16 protein-coding genes are annotated in these 15,302 nt (G+C 50.3%); 5 read left to right on the forward strand and 11 right to left on the reverse strand.

Going from position 1 to position 15,302, the window contains the following annotated elements:
- Positions 1-31: 31 nt before the first annotated feature.
- On the forward strand, positions 32-793 hold the full coding sequence (locus ACFQ03_RS23655) for a 2-phosphosulfolactate phosphatase (RefSeq protein WP_150960526.1): 762 nt from the start codon (positions 32-34) through the stop codon (positions 791-793).
- Positions 794-850: 57 nt separating this feature from the next.
- Positions 851-1,315, forward strand: coding sequence for a DUF441 domain-containing protein (locus tag ACFQ03_RS23660; protein WP_144935708.1), 465 nt, complete (start codon positions 851-853; stop codon positions 1,313-1,315).
- Between the two features lie 4 nt (positions 1,316-1,319).
- On the opposite strand, the gene ACFQ03_RS23665 is transcribed toward ACFQ03_RS23660, so the two are convergent.
- The 4 genes from ACFQ03_RS23665 to aroQ all read right to left on the reverse strand — a co-directional run bounded on the left by ACFQ03_RS23665 (position 1,320) and on the right by aroQ (position 5,083).
- Complete coding sequence (locus ACFQ03_RS23665) at positions 1,320-2,576, reverse strand: aspartate kinase (RefSeq protein ID WP_144935710.1); 1,257 nt, start codon at positions 2,574-2,576, stop codon at positions 1,320-1,322.
- Positions 2,577-2,953: 377 nt separating this feature from the next.
- Positions 2,954-3,511 (reverse strand): elongation factor P, encoded by a 558-nt coding sequence (gene efp / locus ACFQ03_RS23670; RefSeq protein ID WP_144935712.1) that lies wholly within the window; start codon positions 3,509-3,511, stop codon positions 2,954-2,956.
- A 46-nt stretch (positions 3,512-3,557) separates the two neighbouring features.
- Positions 3,558-4,631 carry a M24 family metallopeptidase gene (locus tag ACFQ03_RS23675; protein WP_379291390.1) on the reverse strand — a complete coding sequence of 358 codons (1,074 nt, stop codon included), beginning with the start codon at positions 4,629-4,631 and terminating at the stop codon, positions 3,558-3,560.
- 5 nt (positions 4,632-4,636) lie between these two features.
- A complete protein-coding gene (gene aroQ, locus ACFQ03_RS23680) occupies positions 4,637-5,083 on the reverse strand; it encodes a type II 3-dehydroquinate dehydratase (protein ID WP_144935718.1) in 447 nt (148 codons plus the stop codon).
- A 293-nt stretch (positions 5,084-5,376) separates the two neighbouring features.
- Here aroQ and ACFQ03_RS23685 point away from each other — a divergent pair, with 293 nt between their 5' ends.
- Both ACFQ03_RS23685 and ACFQ03_RS23690 read left to right on the forward strand, forming a co-directional pair.
- Entirely contained in the window at positions 5,377-6,267 is an 891-nt protein-coding gene (locus tag ACFQ03_RS23685) for a DUF1385 domain-containing protein (RefSeq protein ID WP_225312809.1), read from the forward strand.
- Positions 6,268-6,278: 11 nt separating this feature from the next.
- Positions 6,279-6,593, forward strand: coding sequence for a hypothetical protein (locus tag ACFQ03_RS23690; protein ID WP_144935724.1), 315 nt, complete (start codon positions 6,279-6,281; stop codon positions 6,591-6,593).
- On the opposite strand, the gene ACFQ03_RS23695 is transcribed toward ACFQ03_RS23690, so the two are convergent.
- Together ACFQ03_RS23695 and mntR are read right to left on the reverse strand one after the other, a co-directional pair.
- Positions 6,587-7,567: a patatin-like phospholipase family protein gene (locus ACFQ03_RS23695; protein ID WP_379291393.1), complete on the reverse strand. Its 981-nt coding sequence runs from the start codon at positions 7,565-7,567 to the stop codon at positions 6,587-6,589. The two genes, ACFQ03_RS23690 and ACFQ03_RS23695, sit on opposite strands and share 7 nt — an antisense overlap.
- 212 nt (positions 7,568-7,779) lie before the next feature.
- Positions 7,780-8,202 (reverse strand): transcriptional regulator MntR, encoded by a 423-nt coding sequence (mntR, locus tag ACFQ03_RS23700; RefSeq protein WP_144935729.1) that lies wholly within the window; start codon positions 8,200-8,202, stop codon positions 7,780-7,782.
- 202 nt (positions 8,203-8,404) lie between these two features.
- On the opposite strand from mntR, the gene splB reads away from it, so the two are divergent.
- Positions 8,405-9,463, forward strand: coding sequence for a spore photoproduct lyase (gene splB / locus ACFQ03_RS23705; RefSeq protein ID WP_144935732.1), 1,059 nt, complete (start codon positions 8,405-8,407; stop codon positions 9,461-9,463).
- Between the two features lie 35 nt (positions 9,464-9,498).
- Here splB and ACFQ03_RS23710 read toward each other — a convergent pair whose 3' ends face one another.
- The 5 genes from ACFQ03_RS23710 to metG all read right to left on the reverse strand — a co-directional run bounded on the left by ACFQ03_RS23710 (position 9,499) and on the right by metG (position 15,062).
- Positions 9,499-10,215 (reverse strand): cytochrome c biogenesis CcdA family protein, encoded by a 717-nt coding sequence (locus ACFQ03_RS23710; protein ID WP_144935735.1) that lies wholly within the window; start codon positions 10,213-10,215, stop codon positions 9,499-9,501.
- A gap of 27 nt (positions 10,216-10,242) precedes the next feature.
- Positions 10,243-11,049 carry a metal ABC transporter permease gene (locus ACFQ03_RS23715; RefSeq protein WP_144935738.1) on the reverse strand — a complete coding sequence of 269 codons (807 nt, stop codon included), beginning with the start codon at positions 11,047-11,049 and terminating at the stop codon, positions 10,243-10,245.
- A gap of 19 nt (positions 11,050-11,068) precedes the next feature.
- Positions 11,069-11,863, reverse strand: a complete 795-nt coding sequence (locus ACFQ03_RS23720) for a metal ABC transporter ATP-binding protein (RefSeq protein ID WP_144935741.1) — start codon at positions 11,861-11,863, stop codon at positions 11,069-11,071.
- A gap of 80 nt (positions 11,864-11,943) precedes the next feature.
- Positions 11,944-12,939, reverse strand: a complete 996-nt coding sequence (locus ACFQ03_RS23725; protein WP_150960529.1) for a metal ABC transporter substrate-binding protein — start codon at positions 12,937-12,939, stop codon at positions 11,944-11,946.
- A gap of 140 nt (positions 12,940-13,079) precedes the next feature.
- The gene (gene metG / locus ACFQ03_RS23730; protein ID WP_144935747.1) at positions 13,080-15,062 is read right to left on the reverse strand and encodes a methionine--tRNA ligase; all 1,983 of its coding nucleotides are present in this window, start codon (positions 15,060-15,062) and stop codon (positions 13,080-13,082) included.
- Between the last annotated feature and the right edge of the window lie 240 nt (positions 15,063-15,302).

The following is a 15,302-nucleotide window of genomic DNA, read 5'->3' on the forward strand; positions in this document are numbered from 1 at the left end:
GAATGAATAAGTTAATAGAGAGGAAAAGAATATGCAGATTGAGGTCATTCCCACTCTTAACGAGAAGACAGAACAAGAGTTGGCTGACAAAACAGTCGTTGTCATTGACGTTCTGCGCGCCACCAGCAATATCGTTACAGGGCTGTCTCATGGCTGCGTATCGGTCATACCGGTTAAAACTATTCAGCAAGCCTGGGAAATGAAAGAAGCGGGCGATCTGCTCGGCGGCGAACGCAACTGCGAGCGAATAGCCGGATTCGATCTCGGAAATTCACCTTCCGAATATATGTCACCTGCGGTAAGAGGCAGAAAAATCGTCATGACCACCACTAACGGAACGTCAGCCATAAGCAAAGCGAGGAAAGCCAAGCAGGTGTTCATCGGTTCTTTCCTTAATGCGTCAGCCTGCGCAGCCGCAGCCTCAGCATCTGGAAGAGACGTCATGCTGCTCTGCTCCGGCACCCAGGGACAATTTTCCCTGGAGGATGGTCTGTGCGCGGGATTGATCGGGGGATTGATCCTGCGCGGTCTGGGAGACGAAGGAAGGATGAACGATTTCGGCCTGGCTATGGAACAGAGCTATCGTCAGGCAAGCAGGGACTTGTCCCGTATCGTTCTGAGCTGCGCCAACGGAATCAGGCTCAGTCGTCTGGGCTGTAAGGATGATGTGCTGTTCTGCTGTCAGGTCGATGCTATGCCGGTCGTGCCGGTGCTGGACGAGGAGCGGAAGGTATGCTTGTTGGCCTTGCCGGATAGTCCGCAGCCTGCTAGCTCCCTCAAAAGCCTGTTCTAATTCCACATGCCCCTCATACACTTAAATAGAATCCACTTGGACAAGGGGCAATCCTGAATGAACGGAAATTTCATCCTCGTCGCATTGATCATTATCGGTCTTATCGGACGGTCCCATATTATTACAACGGCTGCCTGCATACTGTTAGTCGTCAAGCTGGTCAGTCTGGACCGCTATTTGCCGGGAATCGAGCGCAGAGGGCTTGAATTAGGCCTGCTGTTCCTGACTATGGGAGTTCTCGTGCCTTTTGCCAGCGAGAAAATTTCCTGGAAGGAAGTATCCACCGTCTTCACGTCCTGGCCGGGTATTCTTGCTCTTGCCGGAGGAGCGATCGCCACTTATATGAACGGCAAAGGGCTTGAACTATTAAAAATAGACCCACAAATTATTGTGGGTCTGGTAATCGGATCGATCTTCGGGATCGTCTTCATGCGCGGTATTCCGGTAGGCCCCTTGATGGCCGCCGGAATAACCGCTCTATTATTGAAAATTTTCAATTATATTTTCGAGCGTTTCGGCTAGGCCCTTATCTCCGTTCCGCCGGTCCGCCAACGAATGCCTGGACATCCGTATCCAGACCGTAAGCGGTGTGCAGCGCGCGAACAACATCGTTCAACCGGTCGGCATCGATGACACAGGACATTTTAATTTCGGATGTGCTTACCATATTGATACTGACACCCAGCTCGGAAATCGTCTCAAACATGGTGGCTGCCACTCCGGGATTGCTGACCATTCCCGCTCCGACGATCGAAACCTTCACCAGGTTAACCTCAGATACGGCTTCGCGGAATCCGATTTCGGACTGAATGGAAGCAATCACTTCCATAGCTCTGTCTTTGTCGGAGGAAGAGACGGTGAACGAGAAATCGGCGGCTCCGTCTTTGACTCCGCTTTGCACGATAATATCCACATCGATGCCTTCTTTGGCAAGAGCGGAGAATACTTTGGCCAGCTGCCCCACCTTCTCCGGAACCCCCAATATGCTAATGCGGGACACGTTCTTATCGTAGGCGATGCCCTTCACGACAACCCCTTGCTCCATCACTGCTTCCTCCTTCACATAAGTACCTTCGTTAGTTGAGAAGCTGGATCGTACCACCAGCGGGACCTGATAATGCTTGGCGTATTCTACCGCGCGCGGATGCAGCACCGCGGCACCCAAATTGGCCAGCTCCAGCATTTCATCATAACAAATCTCGTTTAATTTACGGGCGACTTTAACTACCCGCGGATCGGTCGAGTAGATTCCGTCCACATCCGTGTAAATTTCACATAAATCAGCTTTAATAGCTGCGGCTAACGCTACCGCCGTCGTATCCGAACCTCCGCGGCCGAGCGTCGTAATCTGTCCGTCTTCAGTCATTCCCTGGAAGCCGGCAACAATGACAATATGGCCCTCTTCTACAGATTTAATAACCCGGTCCGGGCGTATATCGGTAATGCGGGCTTTGCTATGAACAGGATCCGTTATCATCCCGGCCTGCCAACCCGTATAAGATACGGCTGATTCTCCCAATTCCCGGATTGCCATAGCCAAGAGCGCCATGGAAACCTGCTCACCGGTAGATAACAGCATATCCATCTCACGAGCGGGAGGAGCGCCTGAAACTATTTGTTTGGACAAATCTATCAAATCATCCGTCGTGTCACCCATAGCAGATACCACAACAACACATCGGTTTCCTTGTCTTTGTCTATCCACTATTCTTGCCGCGACACGCTTCATGCGATCGGCATCCCCAACAGAGCTGCCGCCAAATTTCATAACGATTAATGACAAGTTGGTTCACTCCCCACCCAAGCATTTAACAATTTTCTATTATAGCATACTCCCGACAAATTGTGACAAGAAACTGTGAAATTCTCCTGCAGAACAATCGAGGGTAAAAGCCATGTTTAATTCTATTCAGCGGCAGGTACTTCCTCCCCTTCCAATAGGATTTTATTTGCTAAAAGTAACGCTAAGGAGAAACGCTGTTTCTTCTGCTTCTTTAACCACCCTCTTGCTATAGCTTTCGATGTTATCCCCCTGCCTCAGAAAGGTTCGATCAGCCGGTTTATTAATACGTATAAAAAGCCTTCAATCCAGAAAAAGAATTAAAATTCCCTTTCCGGACAGAAGGCTTTAGTTAAACCTGCTTGCCACAGAAGCTTAGATTAGGCACGGGAGATATACTTGCCATCCCGGGTGTCGATCAGAAGCACGTCCCCTTCATTAATAAACAGAGGAACCTGTACGTTCAAGCCGGTCTCGAGTACTGCATTCTTGGTAGCGCCGGTTGCCGTATTTCCTTTAACCCCCGGCTCCGTCTCAACGACCTTGAGCTCCACGCTGTTAGGAAGGCTGATGCCCAGAATTTCTCCCTGATAGCTAATAATGTTAACGCTCATATTCTCCTTGAGGAACTTTAGCTCCCATTCCAGACGAGAGGAAGGAAGGCTGAACTGGTCATACGTTTCCGTATCCATGAACGTATGCTCCGTTCCGGCAGAGTATAAGTATTGGGTTTCACGATTTTCCACATGGGCCCGTCCGACAGTTTCTCCGGCGCGGAATGTCTTCTCCACAATGTTGCCATTGCGCATATTCTTCAATTTGGAACGGACGAAGGCCGCTCCTTTACCTGGTTTCACATGCTGGAAATCGATAACCGAGAACAGGTCTCCATCATGCTCAATTGTCAATCCGGTTTTAAAGTCGTTAACAGAAATCATGGTTTATCCTCCTTGAAGAAAGTGAACCCAGGGCTCACGAGTGAAATTAATCAATGACGATCAAATTTTTGTCCGAATATGTCAACCGTTCTATTCCGGTATCCGTTATGACGATATCGTCCTCAATGCGGACGCCTCCGAAGCCCGGAATATAGATGCCCGGCTCGACCGTAACGGTCATTCCAGGCTCCAACACGGTTTCGGACAAATAGGACAAGCCCGGGGCTTCGTGAACCTCCATGCCAAGGCCGTGGCCGGTGCTGTGCCCGAAGTTATCGCCGTACCCTGCCCGCTTGATGATATCCCTGGCTAACGCATCGGCTTCTTTGCCTGTCATTCCCGGCTTAAGATTAGCCAGCGTATGCATCTGAGCCTCCAGCACGATCTGGTAAATTTCCTTATGCTTGTCTGTCGGCTGTCCGAGGCAGACCGTGCGGGTCAAATCCGAACAGTAGTCTTTGTAATAGGCTCCAAAATCGAGCTTAACATATTCATTCGTTCCCAGCAAACGATCACTGGCGACTCCATGAGGAAGCGCGGATCTTTCCCCGGAGGCGACAATCGTTTCGAAGGAAGAAGATGCGGCCCCCCGGCTGCGCATATAAAATTCCATCTCCAGCGCAATTTGCTTCTCGGAAACACCCGGCTTAAGCTTCGTCTGAATGAAGGAGAAAGTGTCATCGGCCAAAGCGGCGGCCTCCTTCATAATTCGCAGCTCATCCTGATCCTTGATCATTCGAAGCTTCTGTACGAGCGATTCTGTCGGCACCAGCTCTACATCACCCAAATCGGCGGAGTAACTCAAATACGTGCCGTAGGTGACGTCATTCTGCTCGAAGCCGAGTCTGCGGATTCCATGCTTGTGCAGAATCTCCTTGACCGAGAGCATAATCTTGCGCTGATGTTCTATGACTTCGAAGTCATTGGCCTGCTCGGCCGCTTGAGCGGTATAGCGAAAATCGGTCAGCAGAACAGCCCGGTCCTGCGTCACAAGAACGTATCCGGAGCTTCCTGTAAATCCGGTAAGATATTTTCGGTTATAGCCATTGGTTACAAACAGTGCTTCCAGCTCGGCTTTGTCCATCGCTTCTCTTAACCGGGTCAATCTGGACGTTTTCATCGCAATCACCTGACTTCCTTTGTAAGATGCCGGTGCAAAGCCATCAGGCCAAGCTCATAGCTGTATTCCCCGAATCCGGTTATTTGGCCCACAGACACCGGAGCAGTAACAGATACATGACGGAAAGCTTCGCGCTGATGGATATTCGACAGATGCACTTCTACGACCGGCAGCTGCACCGAGGAGATCGCATCGCGGATCGCATAGCTGTAATGGGTGAAGGCACCGGGGTTGATGAGGATCCCGTCCATAACCCCGTACGCTTGATGGATGCGGTCGATGAGCTCTCCTTCGTGGTTGGATTGGAAGCATTCCAATTCCACAGACAGCCTTCCGGCCAGCTGCTGCAGGTTGCGCTCTATGTCCGGCAATGAAGTTGTGCCGTAGACGCCGGGTTCACGAATTCCGAGCATGTTTAAATTCGGACCGTGCAGCACCAAAATTTTTTTCAATCAGATCACCTGGATAGTTTGGCTTGATAACGTAGCCATTTTACCATAAGTTTCCCCGGTTTGAGAATACTTTTTGATTTTCGCGGGGGTCTATGAGTTGTTGAAAAAACTTGGAAAGACTTATAAGGTCGATGGTTGGCATGCTTCCGATAGTATATCCATTATATGATTGCGTAAATCATTGGCATTCCGTACCCGTTTTCGTTAAAATAAAGAAAAAGATTAATGTTGAGAAGGTGAACTTATTGTCTCAGAACAACATCTATGGCGGACAGGCGGTAATCGAAGGGGTTATGTTTGCCGGTAAGTCCGTCCATGTTACGGCCGTGCGCCGCAAGGACAAGGAAATCTCGTTTCTGGAGGTTCCTCGTAAAAGCGGTAAGGAATGGGTTCGCATACTCAAGAAAATTCCCTTCCTGAGGGGACTTGTCGCTATTGTGGAATCTACCGCTAACGGCTCCCGCCATCTTAATTTTTCCGCAGAGGTATTTGCCGAGGAGGAAGGCGAGGAAGTCAAGCAGGAAGAATCGTCAATGATGGGCAAGCTGACGCTGGTACTCGGGGTAGCCGTAGTCGGAGTGCTTTCCTTTATTTTCGGCAAGCTTATTTTCACCGTTGTCCCTGCCTTTGTGGAACACATCATTTTTAAAGATCGATTCGAGAACCAAATTTTGCACAATCTGATTGAAGGCCTGATCAAAATCATTTTCCTCGTCGGCTATATTTATATTATTTCTTTAACACCGCTGATTAAGAGACTGTTCCAATATCACGGGGCCGAGCATAAAGTGATCAGCGCTTATGAAGCGGGGGTCCCGCTGACCGTCCAGAATGTGCAGAAGTTCAGCACCCTGCATTACCGCTGCGGAAGCAGCTTTATGGTACTGACGGTTCTGATCGGGGTCATCATTTATTCCTTCGTGCCATACGATAACTTATGGGATAGAATCTGGCAGCGGATCGTTCTTCTGCCGGTCGTAATCGGCGTATCTTATGAAGCTCTGCGCTTCACCAACCTGCTGCGGGATACCCCTGTGCTTAAATACTTGGGCTATCCGGGGCTTTGGCTTCAGATGCTGACAACCAAACAGCCTACAGACGACCAGGTCGAGGTGTCGATCGCTTCGTTCAACCGCATGAGAGAACTGGATTCCGATTTCGGCAAAAAATCCCTTGTTCCCTAAGGAGGCCGTCCATGAGAAGACGATATCCGACTGCGGTTTATATCGTACTAACACTGATCGCCATTGGTATATTATATAATTTGGTCAAATCGCCGGGCACCTTCCTGCTCCCGGTCATTATCTTCGGAGCGATTTTTCTGCTGTATAAATTCCCTCCGGCCCGCCTTCGCCGCCTGTTCACGTCCTCCTCTTCTTATTCCCGGCCCAAGCCCAAGCAGCGGACGGGGAGGAGCGGACCCGCACAGAGAAAACGGGCTCGCTTCCGGGTCATTGAAGGAAACAAGAATAATTCCGGGGATGAAGACGAGCCGCCCCGGTATCACTGACGGACGACTGCCATTGCGGCTACGTCCGTCTTTTTGCATTTGGCCAGGTAATCCTCGTACGACCATTTATCGAAAAATTTGGCCGCGGCCTTCCTGCCGGATTCATACAGCTCCATGCTTTTCTCTTTGGACAGATCAAATTCGGTCGTATGAATGCCCAATGTCGGAATTTTAATAGTGCGAAAAGACTTGTGTTCTTCGATGAATCTTTCATCATGTGCATCCATCATGGTCGAGAACAGAGCTTGCAGCATGCTAAGAGGGCCGATAATCCGGTTAGGCTCGTTGCTTCCCCGGCCTACGAGCTGAAATCCCAATGTCGGCAAAATCTTCTCCCCCGGTTCCGCTTCATGAGCATCGAATAACCATAGGGGGAAATTACTCAACAATCCTCCGTCCACTATGTAAACAAATTGATCTGTAAATTTTTCCTTCTTCTTGCGGGGATATCTCTTGCGGATAATGACCGGATCGAAAAAATAAGGAATGCTGGTGCTCATGCGAATCGCTTTGGCCACAGTAAATTTGTGAGGATCGATTCCGTAACGGGAAATATCGTCGGGAAGGACGAGCAATCTCCCGAGGGAAATGTCGGAGGCAATGATTTTCAGCCGGTTATAAGGCAGATCCGCGAACGTCCGGATTCCTTTGGCCTGCAGCAGCTTGTAAATCCAGTATTCCAGCTCCTCGCCGGAATATAGCCCTTTTTTAACGAACAGCCGGATGGCCGGACCAATCCACCTTATTTGATGGAGCCAGCTTTTTTTCAGAAAGGATATAAAGGGAGTGCTCTGAATGATTTGCTTCATTTCTTCCCCTTTATAGCCCGCAGCCAATAAGGCAGCTACTATGGATCCTGACGACGTTCCCGCCAACTGGTGGAAGGTAACCCCTCTTCTCTCCGCCTCGCTGACCGCCCCTGCCAATCCTATAGCCTTCACTCCACCGCCTTCAAAAACGGCATTGACCTTCATCGCTCCGCCTCCCCCGTCTGCCGAATCCGTATGAATACGAGTCGTTGTATATGTATGACGACGGGAGATGTCCCTAGAACCGCTGCAATGGACTCGTTCATGAAGGAAAGCGGTTGGCGCCGGGGTACGGACAGACAAATTCCGAGAACCGCTTTGTCTTTCGCTCCAAGTAAACAAAAAAAGGACCCGCAGGTCCTCTTCTTCTTGTTATTCTATTCGGCTTCCATCTCGGCCCGAAGCTGTTTAAGCTGCTCCGACGCTTCGGGATGCCGGTTGAAATACTCTACCAGCACTTCAATGCATGTAATAGAATCCCAGCTTAAATGATGCTCGATTCCTTCTACATCCGCGTAGATATTTTCTTCCTGTACACCAATGACCTCAAGAAATTGCTCCAGCAGGTGATGCCGTTCTACCAATCTTTTACCCATCTTCTTGCCCTTGGGTGTTAAAATAAGTCCACGATATTTCTCGTAGACTAGGTAGCTGTCTTTATCGAGTTTTTGGATCATTTTAGTTACAGAGGAAGGATGAACAGCCAGACCTTCTGCAATATCGGATACACGGGCATAGCCCTTCTCATCGATTAATTTATAAATGCGTTCCAAATAATCTTCCATACTCGGTGTGGCCATCCGAACCCCTCCTTGCCAGTTTAACCACAACTAAACCGCTCAATAGTACTGTATGTATGATATACCATTTGGACTAAGTAAAGCAAGTTTACCATAAAAACAACCATCAGTTGTTTATTCCCATGTGTGAAACAGGGATCTCTTACGAATTCTAACGGATAGAACCATCCATACCATTTAGAAAGGAGCCTCGAACCCGCCTATGTCTGTTCAAACGGCCCGCCCGCCGCGAAGCACTAAAGTTTTCATTCCGGAATTGGTCTATTTCGAACCGAACGCTTTGAATTATCCCAAAGGAGTCCGGATTATGGAATGGGCCAAGAAGGAAGGGCTTCCTATCCGGATGACGACTTCGCATAACCGAATCACCAATCTGCCGGGGGATAACGAATTCGCCAAGTACCGTATGGCCAAAAATACACTGGTCGTTGGAGTACGCAAAACACTTACCTTCGACCAATCCAAGCCTTCCGCGGAATATGCGATTCCGATTGCGACCGGCTGTATGGCTCATTGCCATTACTGTTACTTGCAGACGACGCTCGGGGCGAAGCCTTATATCCGCGTTTATGTCAATACGGATGAAATCCTGCAGGCCGCTAAAAAATATATCGATGAACGCGCCCCGGAAATCACCCGCTTCGAAGCCGCCTGCACATCCGATCCGCTAGGGCTGGAGCATATCAGCGGCTCCCTGTCCGAGTTGATTGAATTCATGGCGGACGAACCTTACGGCCGGCTGCGTTTCGTCAGTAAATTCCACCATGTCGAGCCGCTGCTTAATCTTAGGCATAACGGCCATACCCGCATCCGTTTCAGTGTCAATGCGGACTATGTTATCAAACAATTCGAGCCCGGAACCTCCACCTTCGCGGAACGAATCGAAGCCGCCGGTAAGATTGCCAAAGCAGGATACCCGCTCGGCTTCATCATTGCCCCGATTATTTGGCATGAGGGCTGGGAAGAAGGGTATGCGCATCTGTTGGAGAAGCTTAAGGAAGCTTTACCCCGCGAAGCCGTCAAGGACCTGACCTTCGAGCTGATTCAGCACCGGTTCACCAAAACGGCGAAAAACGTCATTCTCAAGCGCTATCCGAAGACAAAGCTGGAAATGGACGAAGCGAAACGAAAATATAAGTGGGGGCGCTGGGGACAGGGCAAGTACGTATATCCCGACGAACAGGCCCAAGCACTCAGGGAGCATATTACCGAACAAATCTTCGATAAATTCCCGGAAGCGACTATCGATTATTTCACTTGATAGTTCTGCAGCACACCCACCACCGTCAGGCTACGTTACATCAGCTTCAGCAGCCAGTCCGGCGTCCATTCGTTAAACCAGATCGTTATTCGAGTCAGTTGATCGGTGTATAACAGCACCGCCATCACGATCATTAAAGCTCCCCCCACCTTCATCAAGGGCGCCGAATAACGGAGAATCCAGCGGGTAGACCCGATAAAGAAGGCGAGAATGAGAAACGGGAGCGCGAATCCCAATGAGTAAGCGGTAATCAAAGCAAACCATGTGCTCGGCTCAGAAGCCGCCAAAGCAAGAATGGCCGAAAGAATCGGGCCGACACAGGGAGACCAGCCTGCAGCGAAGCCTATTCCAATAAGAAAAGAGCCCAAATAACCGGCCGGCTTCCATTTGAACTGCAGCTTGCGTTCTTTCATCAGCCATTGCGGCTGAAATATACCGATCATAAATAATCCCATAGCCAGAATAAGAACGGCCGCCAGCTTGCGGATCAAATCCTGATATTGGCTGAACAAGCCGGACAGCGTTCCGGCTCCCCATCCCAACACATAAAATACAACCGAAAAGCCAACGACAAAAAACAAGGAATGCACGAATGTCTGCAGCCTTACGCGGCTTTTATTGCCGCTGCTCTTAAGCTCGCTCACCGAAATCCCGGTAATGTAGGACAAATATGACGGATATAACGGCAAGCAGCAAGGAGAAATAAAAGACGCTATCCCGGCCAACAAGGCAATTCCAACGTTGATTTCCATAGAAGTTTTCCTTCCCTCTGATTGCTCCTATTTCGCTCTGGAACCCGCCCGGAAGAGCAGGGTTACAAGCAGTATCATGATCAATAATAGCACAACCGAGGAGCCCGGCGCCAAGTTCCAGATGCCTGCCGCAACCAAGCCGGCAATGACGGCCGTTTCGGAAAATAATACAGCCATAAAAACAGAATGTTTAAAGCTCCTCGCCACCGCCAGACTGGCCGCTACCGGGATGGTCAGCAGGGAGGAAACAAGGAGAGCCCCGACGATTTTAATGGCCACGCTGATAACGAGAGCCGTAAGCATGGTAATCAGAATATTATAGTAACGGATCGGCAAGCCGCTGACCGCGGCCGCTTCCTCATCGAAGAACATAAGGAACCATTCCTTGAAATTAACGAGCACAACGGCAACGACAAGAACGGTTACAATGCAAACGAGCCATAAGTCCATTTGGTCCAAAGTATAAATGCTTCCGAACAGATAGCTCGTCACCTTTACATTAAAGCCTTTGCCCATTGTGAATAAGAAGGTCGCCAGAGCGATACCGCCGGACATAATAATGGCAATCGATAGTTCGGCATAGGTTTTGTAGGCTTTGCGCAGCCATTCGATGGCAAAGGAAGCAAGCAGCGCAAAGACAAGTCCCACTGCAACCGGATAAAGATTAATCAAAAAACCGAGCGCAACCCCGGCGATCGTGACGTGCGCCAGCGTATCCCCAATCATCGACAATCTTCTCAGAACAAGAAACACCCCCATTAACGGGGCTGTAATTCCGATCAGAATTCCGCCTATCAATGCTCTTTGAAAAAAAGGCTCCAAAAAAATATCCACTCGTTTTTTCCTCTTTCCCTTATCGGAGTTGCACCGGTTCGCGCAAGTCGGTCAATGTATGGGCCAGACCGGTCTCATCGCAATTTTCCGGACTATGCGTATGTTTGATATAAAACTGGATTTTACCGGAGCTGTGAACCGGCTCATGGCCGAGATAGGATTCCAGCATATCCAAGTCATGCGTCACCATGATGAACGTTATATGATGATGCTGATGCATATGACGGATCATATGAAAGAAGCTTTCCTGCGTTTCCGCATCAATGCCGACGGTCGGCTCGTCCAGAATCAGCAGGTCGGGATTGTTGACAAGCGCGCGGGCCAGGAACACTCTCTGCTGCTGTCCCCCTGACAGCTGCCCGATCTTGCGCTCCTGCAAATTGCTGATTCCCATTGCCTCAAGCGCTTCATCCACTTTGCGGATATCGTCCCTGGTTATTCTTCGGAACAGCTTCTTCCTCCCATACAATCCGGACATCACAACTTCCTTCACGGTGGCGGGAAACAGCGGATTGAAATTATTTTTTTGCGGAACATAGCCTATTCTTTCCCAGTCCTTAAAGCTGGCGACCGGCTCGTTGAAGAGCCTTACTTCCCCGCGGACGGGCTTAATCAGGCCTACGATCATTTTTAACAGCGTTGTCTTCCCGGCTCCATTGGAACCGACAACTCCTACGAAATCCCTCTGCAGAATTTGCAGGGACAAGTCGCTGATCACGTCTTTGCGGTCATAGGAGAAGAAAATACGGTCCAGCTTGACTACCGGATCGTGGCACTTTCCGTCAAACCCGCTGACATCTCTAGGGGTATCCATATCCTTAACTCTCCTTCGGAAGAAAACGAAAAAGACGTCTACAGCAGCTTCAGGTCTGTACCGCCTCTTCCGTTAACGCATTATTGCAAAGCTTTCACCAAATGATCTAAATTATTCTCCATAACGGAAAAATAGTCCTCCCCTGCAGCAAGCTGTTCGTCCGTCAAGCCTTCCAGAGGATTCAGCACGAGCGTCTCTATCTGTAAATCTTTAGCCAGCGTATTAGCTAAAGCGTCGGAAACCAGCTCTTCGAAGAAAATATATTTGACGTTATTTTCCCGTACAAATTGGCTGATCTCTTTCATATCCTGGGCTGTCGGCTCCGCATCCGGCGCCAGTCCCATAATCGCCTTCTGTGTCAGTCCGTAGTCATGAGCCAAATAACCGAAAGCCTGGTGCGAAACGACGATTTCCTTCTTCGGCAGTGCGCTCAATGTTTCCTTGTACTTCTGATGAAGACGATCCAAATCTTCAGCCAGCTTGCTATAATTGGCTTCATAATAGTCCTTATTGCCGGCGTCCGCCTCCACCAGGGCGTTCTTGATCTTCTCGGCCATCGCTTTGGCATTGTTCGGGCTTAGCCATACATGGGGATCCATCTCGCCGTGCTCGTGATGACCGCCTTCGTGATCCTCTTCTCCATTATTCTTCCCCTCGTCCGCAGCATGCTCGTCATGGCGGGAATCTTCCTCATGATCGTGATCTCCGGGAAGCAATTCGAGCCCTTGGCTCGCCTCCACAATCTTAACGCCGGTATCCGGCTTCATACTGCCGAGGAAATCCTCCACCCAGCCTTCGAAATTGGCACCTTGATAGACAAACACATCGGCTTGGTTAATCAGACGGATATCCTTGCTCTTGGGTGACCAATCGTGCGGCTCCACTCCAGCCGGAACCAGATTGATGACATGTGCGCGGTCTCCACCGATTTTGGAAGCAAAATCATAGAGCGGGTAGAAGCTGGTGACGACATTCGTCTTGTCTTCGGCCAGATCAGAGCCGCCGCCGCAGCCCCCTAACAGAGCGGCAAAAACAATAAGAAGCGCAAAAGCGCCGCAATAAATCCGATTTCTCATTAGCTGTAGTCTCCCTCGATAAATGACTGTAAATCGTAATCATCCTTATTTACAGTACGATTATACGGGCAGTTTTATCGATTTGTCAACCGGACAATAAGGCGCAAAGCCCGCCTCCAACTTGGAAGCGGGCTTTATTGTCACTTAACGATGGCGCCATTCGGCATATGATCGGGTACGGTAGCCAGGGTTAACTGGTCCCCCTTGGAGGCGGCCAGAATCATGCCCTGGGACAGTTCTCCGCGCAGCTTCACCGGCTTGAGATTGGTTACGCAGATGACTTTCCGCCCAACCAGCTCCTCCGGCTTGTAATACTGGGCGATTCCCGACACAACCTGGCGCTGCTCGAAGCCGAGATCAAGCTGCAGCTTGAGCAGCTTATCCGCCTTCTTGACCGGCTCGGCCGCCAGAACCTCTGCGACCCGCAGCTCCACTTTGGCAAAGTCGTCGATCGAAATTTCCTCAGCGCGCACGATCTCCTCATCTGCGGATGAAGCTTCCTTCTGCGCAGTCTGGGCGGCGGATTCGGCCCCCTTGCCTCCGGTCATGGCGGCAACGATAAATTCCACTTCCTTGTCCACTTCTAGGCGTGGGAAGATGGCCTCTTCCTTGCGGACGCGAATGCCGGCCGGCAGCTCACCGAATCGTTCCAGACTGGACCAGGCCGTCAGGTCTCCGGCTTCGATTCCCAGCTGCCTCCATATCTTGGCCGGGGTCTGCGTCATGAAAGGCTGCAGCAATACCGATACGATTCGCAGAGATTCGGCCAGATGATACATGACGGATCCAAGCTCAACGTGACGGCTCTCATCCTTATGCAGCACCCAAGGCTGGGTTTCGTCAATATATTTGTTCGTGCGGCTGATCAACTGCCAAATCGCGGTCAGCGCGACGGAAAACTCCATCTTCTCCATCGCTTCCTCCGTTTTCTCTACAGCCGTGCGGGCCGTCCTCTGCAGATCCGCATCATACGGGGTCGCATCGGGAACGAGGGCGGGAATTTCTCCGTCGAAATATTTGTCGATCATGGCCACAGTCCGATTCAGCAGATTACCCAAATCGTTAGCCAGATCGAAATTGATTCTTTCTACGAAATTTTCCGGAGTGAAGGTGCCGTCGGAGCCGAAAGGCACCTCACGCAGCAAATAATAGCGCAAGGCATCCAAGCCATAGCGGTCGATCAGGGTCACCGGGTCGACGACATTGCCTTTGGACTTGGACATTTTGCCGTCCTTCATCAGCAGCCAGCCGTGAGCGAATACCTTCTTGGGCAGCGGCAGACCTAGAGCCATCAGCATAATCGGCCAGTAGATCGTATGGAAGCGGACGATTTCCTTGCCGACCAGATGAACATCCGCCGGCCAGTACCGTTCGTATTTGGATTCGTCTTCGGACTTGTAGCCAAGAGCAGTGATGTAATTCGACAAGGCGTCGATCCAAACATAGATGACGTGCTTCGGATCGTTCGGAATCCGGATGCCCCAGTCGAATGTGCTGCGCGAAACCGCCAAATCTTCGAGACCCGGCTTGATGAAATTGTTGATCATCTCATTGCGCCGGGATTCCGGCTGGATGAAATCCGGATTCTCTTCATAATACTTCAGAAGACGGTCCGCATACTTGCTCATCCGGAAGAAATAGTTTTGCTCCTTCACTTTCTCTACCGGGCGGCCGCAATCCGGACAATGACCGTCGACAAGCTCCCGTTCCAGAATGAACGATTCGCACGGAGTACAATACCAGCCTTCATACGTGCCCAAATAAATATCTCCCTGATCGAGCAGCTGCTGAAAAATGCGGGCTACCGGTTCCTTGTGTCTTTCTTCCGTCGTGCGAATGAAATCATCATAGGAAATATCCAGCTTGGCCCAAAGCTCCTTAATGCCCGCGACAATGTCGTCGACGAACTGCTGCGGGGCGACCCCCTTCTCCTTCGCTTTCGTTTCAATTTTCTGCCCATGCTCGTCGGTGCCTGTCAAATACATGACATCATACCCGCGCTGCCTCTTGTAACGGGCCATGGCGTCTCCGGCCACGGTCGTATAGGCGTGACCAATATGGAGCTTGTCGCTAGGGTAATAAATCGGTGTTGTAATGTAAAAGGTTTTGTTCGGCTCTGCCATGATGCAGCCTCCTTCTTTTATTTTCATACAATCGAAAACAACCGATATGCCTTCGAAGCTTATTCCGGGATTTCTCGGGGAATCCCCGGACTTACAACCCAAGGATAAACGGCTATCGCCGTCCTTAGGACGGGCGCGTTTACCGATGAAATATGAGAACAGGTATAGATGAAAACTCAACTTTCGCAGCTTAAATTCGGCAGATAGGCCTTGATGTAGCTGGGTAAACCAGCAAACCAT

The sequence above is a fragment of the Paenibacillus residui genome (assembly GCF_042677205.1).
Lineage (GTDB): Bacteria > Bacillota > Bacilli > Paenibacillales > NBRC-103111 > Paenibacillus_L > Paenibacillus_L residui.